Annotated in this window: 18 protein-coding genes; 7 read left to right on the forward strand and 11 right to left on the reverse strand. The window is 37.6% G+C overall.

What is annotated here, in order from left to right:
- Window positions 1-14: 14 nt before the first annotated feature.
- The 5 genes from JEP71_RS02895 to maeB form a co-directional block, all read right to left on the reverse strand.
- Window positions 15-2,258 (reverse strand): TonB-dependent receptor, encoded by a 2,244-nt coding sequence (locus JEP71_RS02895; protein WP_198625718.1) that lies wholly within the window; start codon window positions 2,256-2,258, stop codon window positions 15-17.
- Window positions 2,259-2,424: 166 nt separating this feature from the next.
- Entirely contained in the window at window positions 2,425-4,593 is a 2,169-nt protein-coding gene (locus JEP71_RS02900) for a S9 family peptidase (RefSeq protein ID WP_198625719.1), read from the reverse strand.
- A gap of 28 nt (window positions 4,594-4,621) precedes the next feature.
- On the reverse strand, window positions 4,622-5,404 hold the full coding sequence (locus tag JEP71_RS02905; RefSeq protein WP_232797462.1) for an energy transducer TonB family protein: 783 nt from the start codon (window positions 5,402-5,404) through the stop codon (window positions 4,622-4,624).
- Between the two features lie 45 nt (window positions 5,405-5,449).
- Complete coding sequence (locus JEP71_RS02910) at window positions 5,450-6,319, reverse strand: ChaN family lipoprotein (RefSeq protein ID WP_196532492.1); 870 nt, start codon at window positions 6,317-6,319, stop codon at window positions 5,450-5,452.
- Window positions 6,320-6,534: 215 nt separating this feature from the next.
- Complete coding sequence (gene maeB / locus JEP71_RS02915; RefSeq protein WP_196532491.1) at window positions 6,535-8,817, reverse strand: NADP-dependent oxaloacetate-decarboxylating malate dehydrogenase; 2,283 nt, start codon at window positions 8,815-8,817, stop codon at window positions 6,535-6,537.
- 556 nt (window positions 8,818-9,373) lie between these two features.
- On the opposite strand from maeB, the gene JEP71_RS02920 reads away from it, so the two are divergent.
- Window positions 9,374-9,997: a response regulator gene (locus JEP71_RS02920; RefSeq protein ID WP_069368881.1), complete on the forward strand. Its 624-nt coding sequence runs from the start codon at window positions 9,374-9,376 to the stop codon at window positions 9,995-9,997.
- Between the two features lie 77 nt (window positions 9,998-10,074).
- Here JEP71_RS02920 and JEP71_RS02925 read toward each other — a convergent pair whose 3' ends face one another.
- Window positions 10,075-10,635 carry a hypothetical protein gene (locus tag JEP71_RS02925; protein WP_100160343.1) on the reverse strand — a complete coding sequence of 187 codons (561 nt, stop codon included), beginning with the start codon at window positions 10,633-10,635 and terminating at the stop codon, window positions 10,075-10,077.
- A gap of 206 nt (window positions 10,636-10,841) precedes the next feature.
- Between JEP71_RS02925 and JEP71_RS02930 the strand changes: the two genes are divergently transcribed.
- From JEP71_RS02930 to JEP71_RS02940, 3 genes are read left to right on the forward strand one after another with little or no spacing between them, the layout of a single operon-like run.
- The gene (locus JEP71_RS02930) at window positions 10,842-11,213 is read left to right on the forward strand and encodes an ArsC family reductase (protein WP_109373644.1); all 372 of its coding nucleotides are present in this window, start codon (window positions 10,842-10,844) and stop codon (window positions 11,211-11,213) included.
- Window positions 11,214-11,218: 5 nt separating this feature from the next.
- Window positions 11,219-12,349 (forward strand): succinyl-diaminopimelate desuccinylase, encoded by a 1,131-nt coding sequence (dapE, locus tag JEP71_RS02935; RefSeq protein ID WP_198625720.1) that lies wholly within the window; start codon window positions 11,219-11,221, stop codon window positions 12,347-12,349.
- On the forward strand, window positions 12,346-13,014 hold the full coding sequence (locus tag JEP71_RS02940) for a M15 family metallopeptidase (protein WP_109373646.1): 669 nt from the start codon (window positions 12,346-12,348) through the stop codon (window positions 13,012-13,014). Before dapE ends, JEP71_RS02940 begins: the two co-directional genes overlap by 4 nt.
- Window positions 13,015-13,016: 2 nt before the next feature.
- Here the strand turns inward: JEP71_RS02940 and JEP71_RS02945 are convergent, their stop codons facing one another.
- Window positions 13,017-13,400 (reverse strand): DUF454 family protein, encoded by a 384-nt coding sequence (locus tag JEP71_RS02945; RefSeq protein WP_198625721.1) that lies wholly within the window; start codon window positions 13,398-13,400, stop codon window positions 13,017-13,019.
- Window positions 13,401-13,498: 98 nt separating this feature from the next.
- On the opposite strand from JEP71_RS02945, the gene JEP71_RS02950 reads away from it, so the two are divergent.
- Window positions 13,499-13,708 carry a YpfN family protein gene (locus JEP71_RS02950; protein ID WP_109373648.1) on the forward strand — a complete coding sequence of 70 codons (210 nt, stop codon included), beginning with the start codon at window positions 13,499-13,501 and terminating at the stop codon, window positions 13,706-13,708.
- On the opposite strand, the gene JEP71_RS02955 is transcribed toward JEP71_RS02950, so the two are convergent.
- The 3 genes from JEP71_RS02955 to ypfJ all read right to left on the reverse strand — a co-directional run bounded on the left by JEP71_RS02955 (window position 13,671) and on the right by ypfJ (window position 17,120).
- Entirely contained in the window at window positions 13,671-15,719 is a 2,049-nt protein-coding gene (locus tag JEP71_RS02955) for a tRNA(Met) cytidine acetyltransferase TmcA (RefSeq protein WP_198625722.1), read from the reverse strand. The two genes, JEP71_RS02950 and JEP71_RS02955, sit on opposite strands and share 38 nt — an antisense overlap.
- Before the next feature lie 2 nt (window positions 15,720-15,721).
- The gene (locus JEP71_RS02960) at window positions 15,722-16,174 is read right to left on the reverse strand and encodes a DUF441 domain-containing protein (RefSeq protein ID WP_006533030.1); all 453 of its coding nucleotides are present in this window, start codon (window positions 16,172-16,174) and stop codon (window positions 15,722-15,724) included.
- Window positions 16,175-16,235: 61 nt separating this feature from the next.
- Complete coding sequence (gene ypfJ / locus JEP71_RS02965) at window positions 16,236-17,120, reverse strand: KPN_02809 family neutral zinc metallopeptidase (RefSeq protein WP_198619858.1); 885 nt, start codon at window positions 17,118-17,120, stop codon at window positions 16,236-16,238.
- 268 nt (window positions 17,121-17,388) lie between these two features.
- Here ypfJ and JEP71_RS02970 point away from each other — a divergent pair, with 268 nt between their 5' ends.
- Window positions 17,389-18,087: a helix-turn-helix transcriptional regulator gene (locus tag JEP71_RS02970; protein WP_198619857.1), complete on the forward strand. Its 699-nt coding sequence runs from the start codon at window positions 17,389-17,391 to the stop codon at window positions 18,085-18,087.
- 102 nt (window positions 18,088-18,189) lie between these two features.
- Window positions 18,190-18,801: a glutathione S-transferase family protein gene (locus JEP71_RS02975; RefSeq protein ID WP_198625723.1), complete on the forward strand. Its 612-nt coding sequence runs from the start codon at window positions 18,190-18,192 to the stop codon at window positions 18,799-18,801.
- A gap of 166 nt (window positions 18,802-18,967) precedes the next feature.
- On the opposite strand, the gene purC is transcribed toward JEP71_RS02975, so the two are convergent.
- Window positions 18,968-19,681 (reverse strand): phosphoribosylaminoimidazolesuccinocarboxamide synthase, encoded by a 714-nt coding sequence (purC, locus tag JEP71_RS02980; protein WP_088495303.1) that lies wholly within the window; start codon window positions 19,679-19,681, stop codon window positions 18,968-18,970.
- Between the last annotated feature and the right edge of the window lie 471 nt (window positions 19,682-20,152).

A 20,152-nucleotide genomic window follows, 5' to 3' on the forward strand; every position in this document is an offset into this window, starting at 1 on the left:
ATCATTACGTTACATTAAAAACGTACTTCTCCTGCAAAAAGATAACTTCTGCCACGGGCAGTTTGTGTATTTGCACTCGGATCTTGCATAATCGGCGCTGAATTACTTCTATCAAGCGCATTAGAATAGTTTTTATTCATTAAATTATGCACGGCAAATTTTAAAGAAATATTTTTATTAATTCTGTAATTACTATAAACGTCGACAACCGTTGGGATATCATCTTGCTGTACCATTGGTACTTTACCTGTATCGTAATCTACCCCTTCTGGTGAGGATTTACGTGCTTTTCCCGTTATTTGGATCACAGTGCCTAGTTCTAATGACTGGTCATCAAAGAAGCGAACACCAGTATCAATAGTGGCATAATATTTAGGTAATTCAGAAGCGGGCGTTTGCCCAAAGTCTGTACTGGCAATCGAAGTCGGCTGTGAAGTTCGTTGATCACTGTATGAAAGGTTAGTGTAAAACACCCCTGCGTCATAATTTGCTTGTAGCTCATAACCACGTAAAGTCACAGGATCAAGGCTATTGGTGTACAAGAAAATATTCCCATCGTATTCTATCCCCGCGTAATCCTCGCCAGTTAAAGAACCGTCATTTTTACAACGCACCCCACCTTTACATACCAAATAAGAATCACTGGAAATGTAGTCTTTGATTTTTGTGTGATACCACAATCCTTTAAATCGTAAACTATCACCTTCTATCATTAAATCTGGGTGATAACTATTAAAACCAATTTGGACGGTATCGGCTTTTTCACTTTTTAAAAATGGATTCATTGAAGCACCACCTTCATTGGCAAAAAAGATCTCTTGTGATGTCGGTGCCCTCATGGTGTGTGCATAGCTTACAAAAGGCTGAAATTCAGGAATAATTTCGGCAGAAAACAACATGCCTGGATCCCAATTTCTATCATGGCGACTGAGGTTCATTTCACCTTCGGGGAAACATGCGGCTCGTGGATCACAAGCGGGTTTTCGCCCTTTAATATGATAATCGACATAATTTAAATTAAGGTCGAGAGTATAAATATCATATTCAAATTTCATTTGTGAAAAGAAGCTGGTTAAATCATTTTTTCCTTGAGGTGCAAACGTATTATATTCAACCATATTTTGTGCTTGCCACGGATCAGTAGAAGGTGCAATAACACTGCGTTTGTATTCTGTTGACATTAATTTTGTGCCCAGTGTTAATGCCATATCCAATTCATCATAATTAAAGCGGCTGGTATTTTTAGCGACTAGTGAATCAGATATATTTTTTGCATTTGCTTCACGTAAACTCACAAGAGAATCACCCGCAAACTTTTGCGATGCTTGACTATGGCTAAGCAGAATTTCGCTATCAAATAGATCATTTAATGGTGTATAGCGATATTTTGCATAATAATCTTTAGCATCAATTTTACGGCGATTAAAATCATTGTTATAAAAACGACCACTTAATTCTAATTCATGAGAATCATTTGGTTTTATATTTATTTTGGTAAGTTCTGAGTGTGGTCTTTGATTAAATTCTTTACTTGTAGAAAATTCTTCACTATTAAAGCCAGCGCCATTTTTATAAGACGATTCTATTTTATGTCCACTTAACGCAAGCATTGCACCAACAGAACCATTATCATTAAATAATGAACGCTGCCCTGCAAAAGCAACCATACCGTTATAACCTAAGCCATTTGTACCACCAGCTGCTTTACTTCTGACACCCCAAGTGTGTCCTTGAAATAAAATATCTTCTACACCAATAGTTTTAAAATTAGCACTTCCTGCCAGGGCATTAATACTATTTTCACCGTCTTGTTGACCACGAGAAATATCGATTTGAATAATAAAATTCGGATCGATCATGCTATTAAATTGGTTGTAAGGTTGCGCGCCATGCGCATATTGGCTAGGTGATGTGCTATACATAGTTTGAGTGACACCATCAACCATCATATTAACGCGACCAAAACCACTTAATCCGCGAATATTAACACCAATGCCCGGCTGACTCACATCCATTTGAGTATATGTTCCCGGCGTTGAACGTAATGTTTGTTCAACAGATTCAAGATTATTAATTTCACCAATAGAGCTATAAGCACCCGGTTTTCCCAATGCTTTTTGTTCAGGCGTTTCTTTTTGTGCTGATGAAACTTTTAAGCTACTAAATTGAATCGCTTTATCTGTTTCAGATGCAATGGCAAGATGATTAACACCCGAAAATAAAATAAGAGTGCTAAGTATTTTCCTTGTAAATTTCATAATAAACCTATTCTTTATTTTTATTTAAATAGGCTCACGTTGCTTTATATAAAGTAAATTAAACTAGAAAATATTATTATTGTTATGTTTGCTTTAAATAATAGCGCTGTCTCCCTTAAAGAGAGACAGGCTAATTTATTAAACTGATTTACTATTACTGATTATTCTATTTTATATTTTGAGCTTTAAAATAGACTTCAGGCTGTTCTAACATCAGAATAAAGGCATATTCTTTTGCTGTATCGCGTAAGCGATTAAAACGCCCTGATTTACCACCATGCCCTGCACTCATATTAGTTTCAAGTAATAGCAGATTATTATCTGTTTTTAATTCACGCAATTTCGCAACCCATTTTGCAGGCTCCCAATATTGCACTTGTGAATCATGTAACCCTGTTGTGACTAATAAATGAGGGTATGCCTTGGCAACCACATTGTCATATGGGCTATACGATTTTAGGCGGAAATAAACGTCTTTATCCGCAGGATTTCCCCATTCTTCATATTCCCCTGTTGTTAAAGGAATTGAAGCATCAAGCATTGTTGTCACAACATCCACAAATGGAACTTGAGATACAACACCTCGGTATAATTCAGGTGCCAGATTCACAACGGCGCCCATTAATAATCCGCCCGCACTGCCACCCATAGCGTAAACGTGTTTGGGTGCTCCGTAACCTTTGGCAATTAGATATTTAGTGGCATCAATAAAGTCTGTAAAAGTATTAACTTTATGTTCCATTTTACCTTGGTTATACCAGCGTTTACCTAATTCACCGCCACCACGCACATGCACAATGGCATACACAAAGCCTCGGTCTAATAAGCTTAAACGAGGTGAACTAAACGAAGGATCGATGCTGCTACCGTAAGAGCCATAGCCATAAATTAAGATAGGATTTTCACCTTTCTTAAATAAGTCTTTGCGATAAACCAATGATACGGGAACTTCAACACCGTCTTGTGCTTTTACCCAGATACGCTCGCTTTCATATAAATTGCGTTCAAAGCCTTTCACTTCTTGCTGTTTAAGCAATTGCTTTTGATGCGTTTGCATATTCCATTGATAAGTTGAAGAAGGCGTTGTCATGGAAGTATAACCAAAGCGAAGCTCTTCGCTATCTGCTTGAGGGTTAAAACCTAGCCATGCCATATAAACAGGATCGTCAAAGGTCACATTTGTCGATTGACCTGTTTTCCAATCAATTTGACGTAATGACACTAGTCCTTGTTTTCTTTCTTCCACAACTAACCAGCGATTAAAGAGATCAAAACCTTCTAAATCGACCTCTTTTTGTGGTGCAATGACGGTTTCCCAAGGCTTATCGATTGATGCCGTTTTATAAAGACCAAACAATTCACTCTCATGATTCGAACGAATATAGAATTCACCATTAAAATGGTCGATATCATATTCACGCCCTTCTTGACGCGCAGAGAATATTACCATTGGTTTTTCTGGCGCATTCGCGTCAATTAAACGAGATTCTGAGGTTGTTGAGCTTTCAATAGAGACAAGAATGTAATCTTCAGATTTACTTTTACCCATCCATGTATAAAAGCGATCGTCGTTTTCTTCGAAGATTTTGACATCTTGTTTACGATCAGTGCCATATTGATGGCGATAGATTTGATAAGGCAGTAAGGTTTGCGGATCTTTATCAACATAAAATAGTGTTTTGCTGTCGTTTGCCCACACAAGATTTGCTGAGATATTGGTTAACACATTCTCTTTCCATGTATTATCCGATAAATCTTTATAGGCAACATTATAGTTTCTGCGCCCTTCGTTATCTTCTGCAATAGCGATACGTTTGTTATCTGGGCTGATTGTCAAATCACCTAATTGATAGAATTCGTGCCCTTTAGCACGTTCGTTTCCATCAACGAGAACTTCCCATTCACCTTCGCTATTTACTGGTTTACGCTGATAAATAGGGAAATCTTTACCTTCTTGATAAATAGTACGATAAGTATAGCCATTATAAATATAAGGCACTGATTCATCGTTTTGAGCCATACGGCTCACCATTTCATTAAAGAGCGTTTCTTCGAGCGCCTTGCCTTCTTTCATCACTGATTCAGTATAGGCATTTTCAGCATTCAGATAATCAAGCACGTTAGGATCTTTACGTGAATCATCTCTTAGCCAATAGTAATTATCGGTGCGCGTGTCTCCATGTTCTGTCATCACATGAGGCACTTTATTCGCTTTTGGTGGCATCACTAGGGAGTCCTTCTGATTTTGAGCCAATGCAGGTGTTGCTGAAATTAACAATGCCATGATCACACTCGTTAATTGCAACGTCATCCGTTTTTTTGTTGCGACTAGCATAACGTTTTATTTCCTTTTTGACCTGTCGTTAGAACGTTAGTGTAGAAAACTCAATTGGCATTTCAACCATTATTTTACCTTTCGACAATAACTCAATTGGTGGTATCGGTAAGGGCTCTGCACGTTTGAGTACTCGTTGTGCTTCTCTGTCTAAAGAACGCACGCCACTACTAAGAATTAATTCACTCGATATGACATAACCTTGTTCATCAACAATAAAGCGTACTTTAGAAATCCCTGTTCTACCTTTACTTTTAGCTTCTTCGGGATAGGCTTTATAGCGATTAAGATGCCCTTTTGTTTTAGCTTGCCATAATGCTAATGCGCTTTCCGTGCTATCTGAATCGCTATCATAATTTGCACTAACATCATTAGATTGCTGTTTCGCCGCAGAGCGACTGCTTGATGGTGCTGATTGGCTAGACACATTTTCGCTAATAGTAGGCGCGGGCTTTACCGGAGAGGTTATAGGTGTCACTTTAGCTGTTTGCTCTACATTGACTCTTTTTTTAGGTTTTTCGAGCAAAATATCTGCATTTTCATTCACAATCAGATCAGGCTGTTTTTCAGCAATATCTTGCTCTACCTTTTTTTGGCTTGCTACCGCCAATTGTTGATCGACGCCTACAACCTGTTTTTCATCACTGAGTGCTTGTACGTTTTCACTTAAGCTCATCATTACAGCTAATTCTGGCTCCTGTATAAGTACCGTATTCTCTTTATTGAAATAAAAATAAGCCATGACAAAAATAGCATGTACACCGAGAGCCAAAATAAATGCTTTAGAACTACAAAGCTGAAATTTTGGCATTTGATCCATACAAGAAGAAATAAGCATATTCGTGTTATCAATAAATTAAGGTAAGGCGACAGGTGTTATCCAAAGATAATCGGCATGAACGGAAGTCACATCACTTCCCTCTTCCGTCATTATCACCACAGTTACTTTTTCATTCGGCGCTAGATCAGCAACGTGTAAAGGTACACCCATTACTTTTGTGGCATGAAAAGAGCCAGCAATTAACAGTGCGGGTGTCGGAGCATCTAATAAACTTTTAGCCATTGCACGATCACGCAATTGCTGAATAACCGTCATTTTTTCTGCTTGTGTTTTATCAAGCTCACCGCCATGAGAAAGCTCAATTGTTTTTTGAATAAGTTGGCGAACAGATGTATCAGTTGAATGCACACCATCAATAATAGGAGGATTTTTATACGCACTAGATATTTCACTGCGATCAATATTTGCCGCTAATAAAGGATAATCAGCGCTTAGCCCTGCTTTAACTATATTGCCATACCATTTCCAAGGCCAACCTGAATTCCATTTTAATGCAGCCATTAGTCGCTCATCTCGTAGATATTCAGAGCCTGAATAACGTTTCTTTGTGTTATCCACTAATGATTGCTGGCTTGGCGTTAGCATCTCAAGTAGAACCGCTCCTTGAGGGCGTTTTTTAGGTAGCTCTGTCATTAACCAATATTCAATATCATGATGATAAGCATTGTCATGTTTTTCACCAATAATCACATGTGATTGACTTGCTAATCGTGTTAACAGTGTGTCTGCTGTGATGGATTGCCCAGTCTGAGTATCAATGATGTTTGCTGACTGAATAATTGCCAGATCTACGGTTGATACAGGTTGTTTTTCTATTGAATGACATGCTGAAAGACTTATTAATGAAACTAGTAGTAAGATCCTTTTTGATATTGAGAAAAACATAATCATCCTATTAGTTATATATACCTACTTTAGTTAGACGCATAGGTTAATATTGTTGCTAATAATTATCAATATCATTCTTATATTAATTTGTATTTAACATTCTTTATGCTGATTTGATGAGCATAAAAAACCCCCGATAATCGGTTGTCCAACTATCGGGGGTCACTTCAATAAAAGGCGCTTTATGAATGGAATTATTTAATTAGTAACAATTAATTTTGAGATTGTGCCTGAGCTTCCACAACAGCTAATGCCACCATATTCACGATACGACGTACTGATGCAATTGGCGTCAAAATGTGGGCAGGTTTAGCAACACCCATTAATACTGGTCCTACTGTCACACCATCAGAGCTTGTTACACGCAATAAGTTATAGCTAATACGTGCGGCTTCCATTGTTGGCATAACTAATAGGTTTGCAGCGCCTTTTAATGGACTATCTGGCATCACATCACGGCGAATAGATTCTACTAATGCTGCATCTGCATGCATTTCACCATCAATCTCTAATTCAGGTGCACGTTGCTTGATTATCTCTAACGCTTTTCTGAGTTTGATTGAAGATGGGCTATCAAATGAACCGAAACTTGAACGAGAAACCAGCGCTGCTTTTGGCTCGATACCAAAGCGACGAATAGTATCAGCAGCCATAATCGTAATATCGGCTAGTTGTTCTGCGGTCGGATCTTCATTAACGTAAGTGTCTGTAATAAAGGTGTTACCACTTGGCAATAGCAGAGCATTCATTGCTCCTGCGGTTTCCATTCCTTCACGTAAGCCAAACACATTTTTGTAGATTTCAAAATGTTCAGAATAGCTACCCACAGTACCACAAATCAGGCCATCTGCTTCACCTCGGCGAACCATAATGGCACCAATAAGTGTTGGATTGCCAATCATTGCACGGCGAGCTTGCTCTTGTGATACACCGCGACGTTTCATGATTTGGTGATATTCTTGCCAATACTCTTTGAAACGTGGGTCGTTTTCATTATTCACCACCTCAAAGTCTTTACCAGCTTTAATGTGTAAACCCAATTTCTGAATACGCATTTCAATCACACTAGGACGACCAATTAAAATTGGAGTGGCTAATCCTAATGTTACTAATTCTTGTGTTGCATGCAGTACGCGGTTTTCTTCCCCTTCTGCTAACACAATGCGTTTTTTCTCTTTTTTCGCTTGCGAGAAAATAGGTTTCATAAATAAGTTCGTTTTATAAACAAACTCATTAAGGTGTTCAATATAAGCAGAAAAATCTTCAATTGGACGAGTTGCAACACCTGAATCCATCGCCGCTTTTGCAACTGCTGGCGCAATTTTCACAATCAAACGTGGATCAAACGGTTTCGGAATAATGTATTCAGGACCAAAAGAGAGTTCCTGATCACCATAGGCAGAAGCAACTTCTTCGTTTTGTTCCGCGAGTGCTAATTCTGCAATAGCATGAACACAAGCGAGTTTCATCTCTTCATTAATTGCTGTCGCACCAACGTCTAATGCGCCACGGAAGATGAATGGGAAACACAATACGTTATTAACCTGATTTGGGTAGTCAGAACGCCCTGTACAGATAATCGCATCTGAACGTACAGCTTTTACTAACGGCGGTAAAATTTCAGGTTCTGGGTTTGCAAGCGCGAGAATAAGTGGATCGCGAGCCATTTTCTTGACCATTTCTTGCGTTAATACGCCAGGCCCTGAGCAACCTAAGAAAATATCAGCATTATTAATAACGTCATCTAATGTACGAGTACCGTTATCTTCGATTGCATAAGCAGCTTTGGTTTCTGCCATATTAGCTTCACGTCCACGGTAGATAACCCCTTTAGAGTCACATACAGTGATGTTTTCGCGTGTTAGCCCTAAAGCAACTAATAAGTTCATACAAGCAATAGACGCGGCACCTGCTCCTGATACCACTAATTTTACTTTACTAATTTCTTTTTTAATAATACGCAAGCCATTGAGAATTGCGGCTGTAGAGATAATCGCTGTACCATGCTGATCATCATGGAATACAGGAATGTTCATTTTCTCACGCAGTTTTTTCTCAATATAGAAACACTCTGGTGCTTTAATATCTTCGAGGTTAATACCACCAAATGTTGGCTCTAATGATGCGATAATATCAACGAGTTTGTCAGGATCTGTCTCATTAACTTCAATGTCAAAAACATCAACGCCAGAAAACTTCTTAAACAAAACGCCTTTACCTTCCATCACAGGCTTACCTGCTAAGGCACCGATATTTCCAAGTCCAAGTACCGCAGTACCATTTGAAATCACCGCGACAAGGTTACCTTTGGCTGTGTAGCGATAAGCAGCAAGAGGATCTGCTGCAATTTCTAAACAAGGAGCGGCGACGCCTGGTGAATAAGCTAATGCTAAATCACGTTGGGTTATGAGTGGTTTTGTTGGTGTTACTGTGATTTTGCCAGGTACGGGAAATTCATGAAAATCTAGAGCGCTTTGTTTTAATTTGTCTTCCATCTTCATATCCTTTGTATCAATAGGGTAAGGGCTTCGTTAGTATAATGGTAATGGAGCGTTAAATCATGACGGCTCCGACACTTTTTTCAAATTAGTAAACAAGATTTATTATAAACAATTAATACCTAGTTATAGGTATATTATTAACACTATTTAATTTCACCGGTGTAATAAACTCGAACAGAAAAAAGACAATATTTGTTTATTATTTACCAGATATTAAATTAACATTTAAAATAATTAATTTTTTTATATTGTTTAAAAAAACAATAACTATTTTCACTTTTTGATTATTTTTTAAATAGCCTTATCTCTGCACAACTCATTGTAACTATAAAGATTTTATAGAATTAGATTTTTTGTTAGTCGTTTTGGTTATTTTCTTTTTTACCCGTAACAATAATTGGTGTAATATTGCGAACCGTCAATTTTATTTTCTTATTGTTTTAATAAGATGTCTGATTCTAATTTTTATTCCTCATTTGGAATTTACTTTTTTATTTTCTGCTATTGGAAAGATTACGCACATTATTATTTTTTTTTAGGGAGAGGGGTTATGCCTAGCTACTCAATTATGATAGTGGATGATCACCCTATCATGAGATATGGATTACGGCTATTGTTAGAAAAAGACAAGGACTTTGTCGTAGTAAGCGAAAGTGGCAATGCTCAAGAGGCTGTAACCGCTGCAAAACAGTTAAATCCAGACTTAATTATGATGGATTTAAATCTACAAGGGCGTTCAGGTATCGATATTATTCGAACACTTCGTCGCTCTGGTTTAACATCTTATGTTCTTGTTTTATCCGTTTCTGATTCACGTAATGATGTTTACGCTGCGTTGGATGCTGGCGCAAACGGTTATCTTTTAAAAGAGTGTGAGTTAGACATGCTATTACTTAGCCTACGCAAAGCAGCTGTTGGGCATCCTGTTTATAGTGAGCGAGTGTGGCAATATATTCAACTTAGGCAAAACTATTCTGATCCACTTTCAGCATTGACTAAAAGAGAGTTGGATGTTCTTCATGAAGTGTCTGCTGGAATGAAAAATAAACAAATTGCTGAGAATTTATTTATTTCTGAAGAAACAGTGAAAGTCCACATTCGTAATATTTTAAAGAAACTGCAAGTCACTTCTCGTTTAGCTGCCAGTCTTATTCTTATTAAGCATCAGTACTAAACGCTTTACCCCGACACAGGGTCGGGGTAATCAGAGCTATTATTGAATATTCTGCTTAGTGCTATATTAAATCATCTCTACTCAATAGGAACTGGATAACTTAATACTTTAAAATGGTTATCTGGTAATTTTTCGATATTTAACTGGTACAGCTCTCGATTTATTCCATTAATCACAATATCAAGTTCGCTAAAAGCGGATTGTATTTCTTCATTGGTTGCCCATGAAGGAATACCTTTTACACCATAATAAAAATAAATTTTACTTTTGCCTGATCCTATCGGTTGGATCTCTTTAATTTGGCTAATGAACAGGTGACCATAACAGAAGTCTTGATAAGGTTGCCATGCTCTGCGCCCTTTTTCACTGAGATTGAACACCCATTCTTCTCCATTTGCGGTTTGTTCAATCAATCCTGCCTCAACTAATGCATGCATTCTTTCTAGCACCCAAGGTGCATCATCTTCATTGCTGTACACAGGCCATTTCCCTTCGCCCAAACACAATAAATAATCACTGTTAAAAAAAGCCTCTAAGGCTATTTTATACTCATCAACTTTTTGACTGTCATTTTCTTCATCTGCCCAGCTAAAAGAAGAAAGTAAAAGCAATATAAGACTCAGTGAAATACTTTTCATATTCTCTTTTACCAACGGAAATCTTTATTCGTATTTGTATTACTCTACGCTACACAATTCGTTACACTAACGTGACAGTTTAATATCCGATATATTTTATAATGTAAATAGGATTTTTCACTACAACAAAAGCTGTTATTTTGGAATTGTATAACACTCATTCTCATCAATACTAATATTACGTATTGTCATATAAGGAAAATATCATGTCCACGACAAACCTGACATATACCATGTACGGCATAAAAAATTGCGATACAATCAAAAAAGCACGTAAATGGCTAGATGATAATCATGTTCCCTACACGTTTCATGATTACCGCAAAGAGGGTTTGACGGAAGCATTATTACGCACCTTTACAGAAAATTTAGATTGGCAGACACTTGTGAATAAAAGAGGAACAACTTGGCGTCAATTATCTGATGAAGAAAAAAACGCAATCACTGATGTTACCTCTGCAATCTCACTTATGTTAGATAAACCCGCGATCATTAAACGCCCTATTCTTGTGTCATCAGACAACCGCTTTGTTGTTGGTTTTGATGTCAATGATTATTCGTCCTTTACAGGAGCCTAATTTTTATGTCCTGTCCTGTTATTGAGCTTGCACAACAACTGATTTCGCGTCCCTCAATCAGCCCTGATGATCAAGGTTGTCAGCAACTGATTATCGATAGGCTTGCCCCTCTTGGTTTTACGATTGAAAGAATGCCTTTTGGTGAAACTGAAAATCTCTGGGCTTGTCGTGGTGGTGAAGGCGAAACACTAGCTTTTGCTGGTCATACTGATGTTGTACCAACAGGTGATCTTGATTTGTGGGATAACCCGCCTTTTGAACCATCTATTCGTGATGGTATGTTATATGGACGCGGTGCGGCGGATATGAAAGGCTCGCTTGCCGCCATGATTGTCGCTGCTGAACGTTTTGTTCGCTCTTATCCTGATCACCGTGGACGACTAGCCTTTTTAATTACATCGGATGAAGAAGCCAAAGCCGCAGACGGCACAGTTAAAGTCGTACAATCGTTAATGTCACGTGGCGAACGTCTCGACTATTGCCTTGTGGGTGAGCCTTCAAGCCAACATCATTTAGGCGATATGGTAAAAAATGGTCGTCGAGGCTCAATAACAGCAAATTTAATTATTCAAGGTGTGCAAGGTCATGTCGCTTACCCTCACCTTGCAGAAAATCCTATTCATCTTGCCTCCCCTTTTATCCAAGAGCTCGTTAATACTGTTTGGGATGAAGGTAACGAGTTTTTCCCAGCAACCACAATGCAAATTGCTAATATCCATGCAGGTACAGGCAGCAATAATGTGATCCCCGGTGAGCTGCTTATTCAATTTAATTTCCGCTTTAGTACTGCCATTACAGATGAAGAAATTCGCCAACGTACAGAAGCGTTACTACAAAAGCATCAACTTCGCTATCAGTTGGAATGGTCTTTATCTGGTCAGCCTTTTATTACTGGGCAAGGTAAATTACTTGAAGCTGTCCGTTACTCCGTTAAGCATTACACCAATTTAGAGCCAGAGCTTTCCACCAGTGGAGGCACTTCTGATGGTCGATTTATTGCCCAAATGGGTGCGCAAGTTGTCGAATTAGGCCCTGTTAATGCAACAATTCATAAAGTTAATGAGTGTGTTAATGCGGCAGATTTACAACAGCTTAGCCGAATTTATCAGCGGGTTATGGAGCAACTTATTTTATGATAACGCCTTTAATGCTAACAGGCCGTTCTACTGATCATTTAGTCACTTTATCTGGTCAGCATCGCTTACAATTTAATGCCACTAAAGCTTTTTTAGCATTACAACAACAAGCCACAAAAGCAGGCTTTAAATTAATGCCAGCCAGCTCTTTTCGTGATTTTAATCGCCAATTAGCTATATGGAATGGAAAGTTTGAAGGTACTCGCCCTGTTTTAGATGCACAAAGCCAGCCAATAGATATTCATGCATTATCAGATGGTGAGCGCTGTATCGCTATTTTAAAATGGTCAGCATTGCCTGGTGCAAGTCGCCACCATTGGGGCACTGAGATTGATATTTACGATCCTTTTCGTTTACCTGAAGGGCAATCATTACAATTAGAACCTTGGGAATACGAAGATGGTGGCTATTTTGCAGAGCTTAATGAATGGTTAACAGAGAATATGTCAGCGTATGACTTTTATCGCCCTTTTACTCATAAAGAGAGCGATATTGCTTACGAGCCATGGCATATCAGTTATTGGCCTCTTTCCCATGAAGCGTCTCTTGCTTATACACCTGATATTCTAAAATCTGTGTTAGAAGAAGAGAATATTTATGGTAAACAGTGGCTATTAGCTAATCTTGACGAAATATTTGCACGTTACATTGTTTTGCCTGAATAACGTTATTTTTCACATGGGACTTCTTGTTGATCATTAACAGGAAGTCTCCACATAAATATCAACAAACACACTAAGATTATCAGCAATAATATTCTGACCCAAAGCATAGACACTAGCCACAGTGAAATCGCAAAGGTAATTAAGATCACTAAGATAGCTTTAGGTTTCGCCCCTTTAGGCATAGCGTGATAAGTTTGCCAATATCGTAAATAAGGACCAAACCAAGAGCGATAAAGTAACCAATAATGGAAGCGCTTCGATGAACGAGAAAAACACCATGTAGCAAGCAATAAGAAAGGTGTAGTGGGTAACACAGGCAAAATAACACCTAATGTAGCTAATCCAACACATAACCAACCTGCTATAATCAATAATATCCGTTTCATGCTGTGCTTTTCCAACCTATGCTTTATTGTGTTATTTTATAGAGTAAATAAAAAAGATCCTCATTCTCAACAACAATTTTAAAATATAAGGCTTATTTATGCACTGGATTGCTGACTATTGGTGGGTAATTTTAATTCTTTTAGTAGGAATTATCATTAACGCTATTAAAGATATGAACAAAATCGATCCCAAGCAATTTCTTAAAAATAAGCGAAAGTTGCCTCCACATCGTGATTTTAATGATAAATGGGATGATGAAGATGATTGGCCTAAACAAAATCAAAACAAGAAGGATGAGAATAAGTAGCTAACCACTGTTGATAACGCGATGTTAATTGAGGATCTTTTTCAGCCATTAATTGCGCACATTGCTCTCTTAATTGCTTAGTTAAGATTTTTTTTCCTGATAAAGAAAACTCAGCCACACACTGCTCGACTGACTTATTGTCTACAAAAAAAGCCACTAATAACGGGTAGTGTTGCTCATAACCTGCTAAAAAATTAGCAACACTCTCATAAACAGTCAGTGCTGGACGATGAGCAAATGCAAAACCCGCCATCACTAACCAACGGTCTTGTGATGTAGCGATATGATTTGGTATTAAATTATCCGCTAAGCAGAGCTTGGTTTGCTGTTCTATCTGCGGATATTGCAAAGCAAAAGCACGTAAAGACGAGCGTAATAACTGTTCGCCTTTTTCTGTTAGTGGATAAATTGCCATTGCAGCGTAGCATCCACTGCTTGCCTCTTTATGTACCCCTAAGCGCACTATTTGAAAGCCACATTGCATCCAAAACTGTGCTAACACTTCGGTATAACCAAAGCTCACCGAAAGATAATCAATAGTCTGTTTTTGACTCTCTTTTACAATATTAGCAATTAAAGTTGCGGCAATTTTTTGGCGTCGATATTGAGGTAAAACAGCAATGCGGCTAATACGCAATGAGTTCAAACACATTGCATCGGGTGTTAAACCATAAGTTACTAATGATTGAGCAACCAGATTACCTCTTGGCCTACGAGTACCTAGCCAAACATCATAAGCAAGTTCGAAAGGTAATCCTCCTTCTTCGATACACCACACAGCACCCACGATTTTTTTATTGATTGAAGCTGACCAATAACGCTGTTTTTGACCATCAAGTAAACGTCGTAGATCAAGTGGCGTTGTTCGATAATGCGCACTGGTAAGTAACTGATAAAAATCATGTAGTTGTGAAATATTGTTATGCCAATTTCCTTGAAGCTGGTGGATATCGACTCCACCTTGTTTCTGACGCTCGAAATCAGACTCAAGCTCATCAAGCAATAACAACTGATTAAGCCAATTTTCTAATGGACAATCTTTAGCCCAACGAATTGGTGTTTGTAATTGATAGGTATGCAAATTAGGAATGTTGTCTCCTAATTTCAGCATAAAACCTCGCCCTGTTCCTTCATAGCCTTGTACTGTAGTTGTCATTAAGACATTAGGGAAATAACCACACAGCACTTCTAGTTGTGCAATAGGCAAAGAAGCAGCCTCATCAATAATCAGCCAATCACTTTGGATTTCGTTATTTATACACAGCGCTAATAAATTATCAGGAGAGTAAAATGAAATAGCTTTATTGGTGTGTGAAGATAAAACATCTGTACTATTTTTAGCAGGTGCACATACCAGTACATTTCCTTGATATTGATCGATAAACATTCCCGCCAGCGCTGACTTTCCTCTGCCTCTTGGTGCAATAACACTCCAAATACCCGATGTCGATAATAGCAAATTATCTAAAATTACTTGCTGTTCTGCGGTTGGTTTACCTTGTGGAAGTGCCCAAGGTTTAGCCTTTTCAATCAATTTGGGTAATTGAAATGGCGTTGATTGTTGCCAGACAATTGCTTTGTCATCACCTAAAGTGATGTTTTTTAGCCATGCCATAAAATTTGGTGTTGAAAGCACACCTTGAGCATCATTCCATCGCTGACTATCGTTATCGGTATAACTGTCCCAACGTTCAATATCAGGCAAGCACAAAATCAATACACTACCTGCTTTTAATGTGCCCGTTAACATGGCTAAAGCATCAGTATTAAATCCTTCATTAGCATCAAAAACCGCATGTAGGAACTCACGTCCCAATAGGCGAATAGCTTGTTCAGGTAAAATAGCATGGGGTTGATTGGAAGAAATAGTGACCCAATCACCTTGGCATAATTGAGTAATTTGCTGGATCTGTGCCGTTTGCCATGCTGGTTCACCCGCTAATAGCAGTAACTGGCGTTGCCCTAATTGAGCTAATTTTTGCTGATATTGATGTAAATGAGACAATGGCACAGCTAGGATTTACCGATTAACAATGAAAGAATACCAGCTGCAATTAATGGTCCAACAGGCACACCTCGGAAAAGTGCGACACCAATGACTGTTCCCACTAATAAGCCAGCAACCGTTGAAGGCTGGTTATTCATTAGAGAAACGCCCCGTGCGCCTAACCAAGAAACCGCGATACCTATCGCAATTGCTAGTAATGATTTCCAGTTTAAAAATGAGTTAAGAACTTCTTGCCCTGAAATACGTCCTGTTGCTATGGGTGTCATTACCCCAATGGTCAAAATTAAGATCCCGATAGTCATGCCATATTTTTCAACAACAGGAAAATATTGATTTAGAGGTGTGATTTTAATCACTAGCAAAGCAAGCATTGCTAACGTTACAGTCATATTATGACTAATAATGCCAAGTCCTGCGAGAACCAGCAAAATTAATAGTGAGGGATCAACGTTACTCATGTTTGTTCCTAAGCCTTTCTCTTTATAGCGTTAATTATCTTTTATTTACCGACAAATGGTATTAGTTCAAAGACGAAGAAGCAAATGTATCGCAAGATTTAATACTGCCACTGTTATAGCCTCTCATAAACCAAGTCTTGCGCTGTTCTGCTGTGCCGTGTGTAAAACTATCGGGCACTACATAACCTTGCTGTTGTTTCTGTAACTTGTCATCACCTATCGCTTGCGCCGTTTTGATCGCGGTTAATAAATCGCTTTCATCAATACGACCTTCACCTGCAATAAAATGTCCCCACATTCCAGCAAAACAGTCTGCTTGCAACTCTAATTTTACAGATAAACGATTTGCCTCTGCTTTTGAACGCGCCATTTGTTGTTTTTCACGCATTTGATTAGTGATACCTAATAAATGCTGAACATGGTGCCCTACTTCATGTGAAATCACATAACCTTGAGCAAATTCACCGCCACCACCTAGGCTATGTTTCATTTCATTATAAAAAGAGAGATCGAGATAAATCTTTCTATCCGCGGGACAATAAAAAGGTCCCATTATTTTTGTACCTGTACCGCATTGCGTTGTGGTGCTGTTGGTATATAAAACAAGTTTAGGATAGCTATATTGTTTGCCTGCTTGTGCAAAAATAGTTTGCCAAAAATCTTCTGTACTGGCTAAAACGACGCTACTAAAATCTGCGGCTTCATTATAAAGGGCACTTTGTTGTTCGTTGCGTTGTGGCGATTGGTCGGTTTCACCCGTTAATGAGTTAAAGTCAAATCCCATAAAACTGGCTATCACTAAAACAATAATAACCACAAACCCATATTTAGTGCGTAACAAAAGTGCAATTAATCCTAATGGGAGATTGCCACCGCCTGATGCGGGAGAAGATTGCCCTCTTCTATCTTCAACATTGTCACTTCTTCGGCGATCATTCCAACGCATAACTTATCCCCACATTTTAAATAGACGACTTTAGATTTATTATGAACAAATTTATCACTTGATTTGAGATAATAACAAATAATTGCAATCTCTATTCCCTATTTTTTAAGAGCAAGATAATAGAGACTATCAGAGTAAGCTAGTACCCGTTGTCACAACGAAAAAAATAAGCATCATAAGGAATTAAAACTGCTTTTTTAACGATTTCATAATAGAATTCTTATTTCTTGCCTTTGTATTTTTTCTTCACTAATAAATAGATAATTTAATGACTCGAACTCAACGTTTACTCACTTTATTGCAGATTTTAAAAGAAAATCGCTATCCGATAACGGCAGAGGTATTAGCAGATAAATTACAAATTAGTGTCAGATCTATTTATCGTGATATTGAGTCTTTACGTAATCAAGGTGCAGAAATTACGGGTGAAGCAGGTATAGGTTATCAGCTAAAATCAGGTTTACTCCTACCGCCATTAACCTTTGATATTAATGAACTTGAAGCACTTATTTTAGGTTTACGTTGGGTAGAAAGTAATACAGATAAAGAGTTAAGTCACTCGGCGTTACGGGCAATTAATAAAATCAATGCTGTAATAACAACACAGCATCAAACATTGCTTGAACAAAATACATTGTTTGTTCCCACTAACCGAATTATTGAAGTTGATCATACCATTGCTAAAGATATGCGTTTTAGTTTACGCGAAGAAAAAAAAGCCAAAATAGATTATAAAGATGCTCAAAAACAATTAAGCACTCGAATTATTTGGCCTATTGCTGTGGGTTACTTTCAAGATTCACAAGTGATTGCTGCATGGTGTGAACTACGCCAAAGCTATCGCCATTTTAGGCTCGATAGAATTATCTCTTATGAAGTATTAAGTGAGAATTTGCCTTACCCTAAAAACTATTTACTCTCTCGATGGAAAAAAGAGATCCTCAAAGAGGCTCCTGACAAAAACTGACGCACCGTTTGCGTAATATCTTCCTTGCTGTTCGCTGTTCTTTGTTTAGCTATAGTTTCAGTTTAAACAACTTCATATTAATCAACACAGTAAGGAAACATTATGAGTGAACTTATTCTTTATACTAATACAATGTCTCGCGGTAACACCGTTGAACTTTTCTTAAAAATATTAGATGTGTCTTATCAGCGTGTTGAATTAGAATATGGCGAACCAATGCGCACCCCTGAATATCTTGCTATTAATCCGATGGCAAAAGTTCCTGCATTAGTCGATGGCGAAACCGTTGTTACAGAGACAGCGGCAATTTGTGCTTATTTAGCAGATAAGTTTATTGAAAAAGGATTTGCTCCTGCCCTTAATTCACCTGAGCGTGCTGCTTATTATCGTTGGTTCTTTTTTACAGCAGGCCCTATTGAATCTGCATTTACGGTGAAAGAGCTTGGTATTGAACTTAATGAAGAACAGCAAAAATCATCTGGTTTTGGTTCTTTTGAACGCACTTTTCATTGCTTAGAAACGGGCTTAGCCAGCGCCAAACCTTATCTTTGTGGTAAAAATCTGACTGCCGCTGATATTTATGTGGGTTATTTCCTTATATTTTTGTGCAAGTATGCGCTTATCCAGCCTACACCTCTGATTAATCAATATATTGATAGCCTTGCGCTTAATAATGAGATTAAACAATTATTAGAAAGCTTAGGATTACGATAAATTTTCTTATTATTAAACATAATTCAATCAAGCTATCTGTATAGTTGCTTAATTATGTTCTTTAATACATTTTCATTTAAAACGTGATATTTAAAACAAAAGGTCAGCTTTTAAGCTGACCTTTTCTAATTACATCTTGTTTAACTTGACGTAATCGTTTGCGTATTTAGTCTAAAGAAACACCGATTCGACGTGCAACTTCTTCGTATGCTTCAATTAATCCGCCTAAGCTTTGACGGAAACGGTCTTTATCCATTTTATCTAAGGTGTTTTTATCCCATAGACGGCTTCCATCAGGAGAGAATTCATCTCCTAATACAACTTTGCCATGAAATAGACCAAACTCAAGTTTAAAATCGACTAAAATAAGTCCTGCTTTATCAAAGAGTTCGCTAAGGACATCGTTTGCTTTATAACTCAAACGTTTCATTTCTGCGAGGTTTTCTTTAGACACCCAACCAAAGGTTTCACAATAAGATTCATTGACCATAGGATCATGACGAGCATCATCTTTCAAGAATAAATCAAAGATTGGTGGATTTAAAAGTGTACCTTCTTCGATACCTAAACGTTTGACTAATGATCCCGCTGCACGATTACGGATAACGCATTCAACAGGTACCATATCGAGTTTTTTTACTAGCACTTCATTATCAGAAAGCAAACGTTCCATCTGCGTTGGGATACCCGCTTCTTCCAGTTTATTCATAATGAAATGGTTAAATTTGTTATTTACCATTCCTTTACGATCAAACTGTTCAATACGTTGGCCATCTAACGCTGATGTATCATTTCTGAATTCAAGGATAAGAAAATCAGAAGATTCAGTGGCGTAGACCGTTTTGGCTTTTCCACGATACAACTCAGCTTTTTTCTGCATCTGACACACTCCAAAGATGTGATAGGTTTAACAAGAAATTTGCTTCCCATACTCTACTCTAGATTAGATAAAAAAGCTTTTAAAACGTGAGTACTATCACTAAAAAATCTCAGCGACAACGCATTGCTCACAACGTTTTTTTGTTGAAAACCACACCATAATTAGAAATCATATTTCAATTAATTCTATTGAATAACTGCGCTAATAACTAAAGTTATCATAATCAATATAAAGAGTGGTTTAGTAAAATTAGGATATATAAAATATAAAAAGTCAGAATAAGAATAATTATAGATTATATCACCTTATTATTTCTATTTTCAGATGATATTCTTAATAGACCTTAGATGTGTTTCAGATTACATCTATTTTGAGTAATCAATAATAAAAAAACCAGATTAATTTCTTTTTATTGAAAATTAATCTGGTTATCAATATTAGCATTAACAAGTTTTAATGATTTATCTCTTA

The organism is Proteus sp. PR00224 (genome assembly GCF_016238105.1).
Classification (GTDB): Bacteria; Pseudomonadota; Gammaproteobacteria; order Enterobacterales; family Enterobacteriaceae; genus Proteus.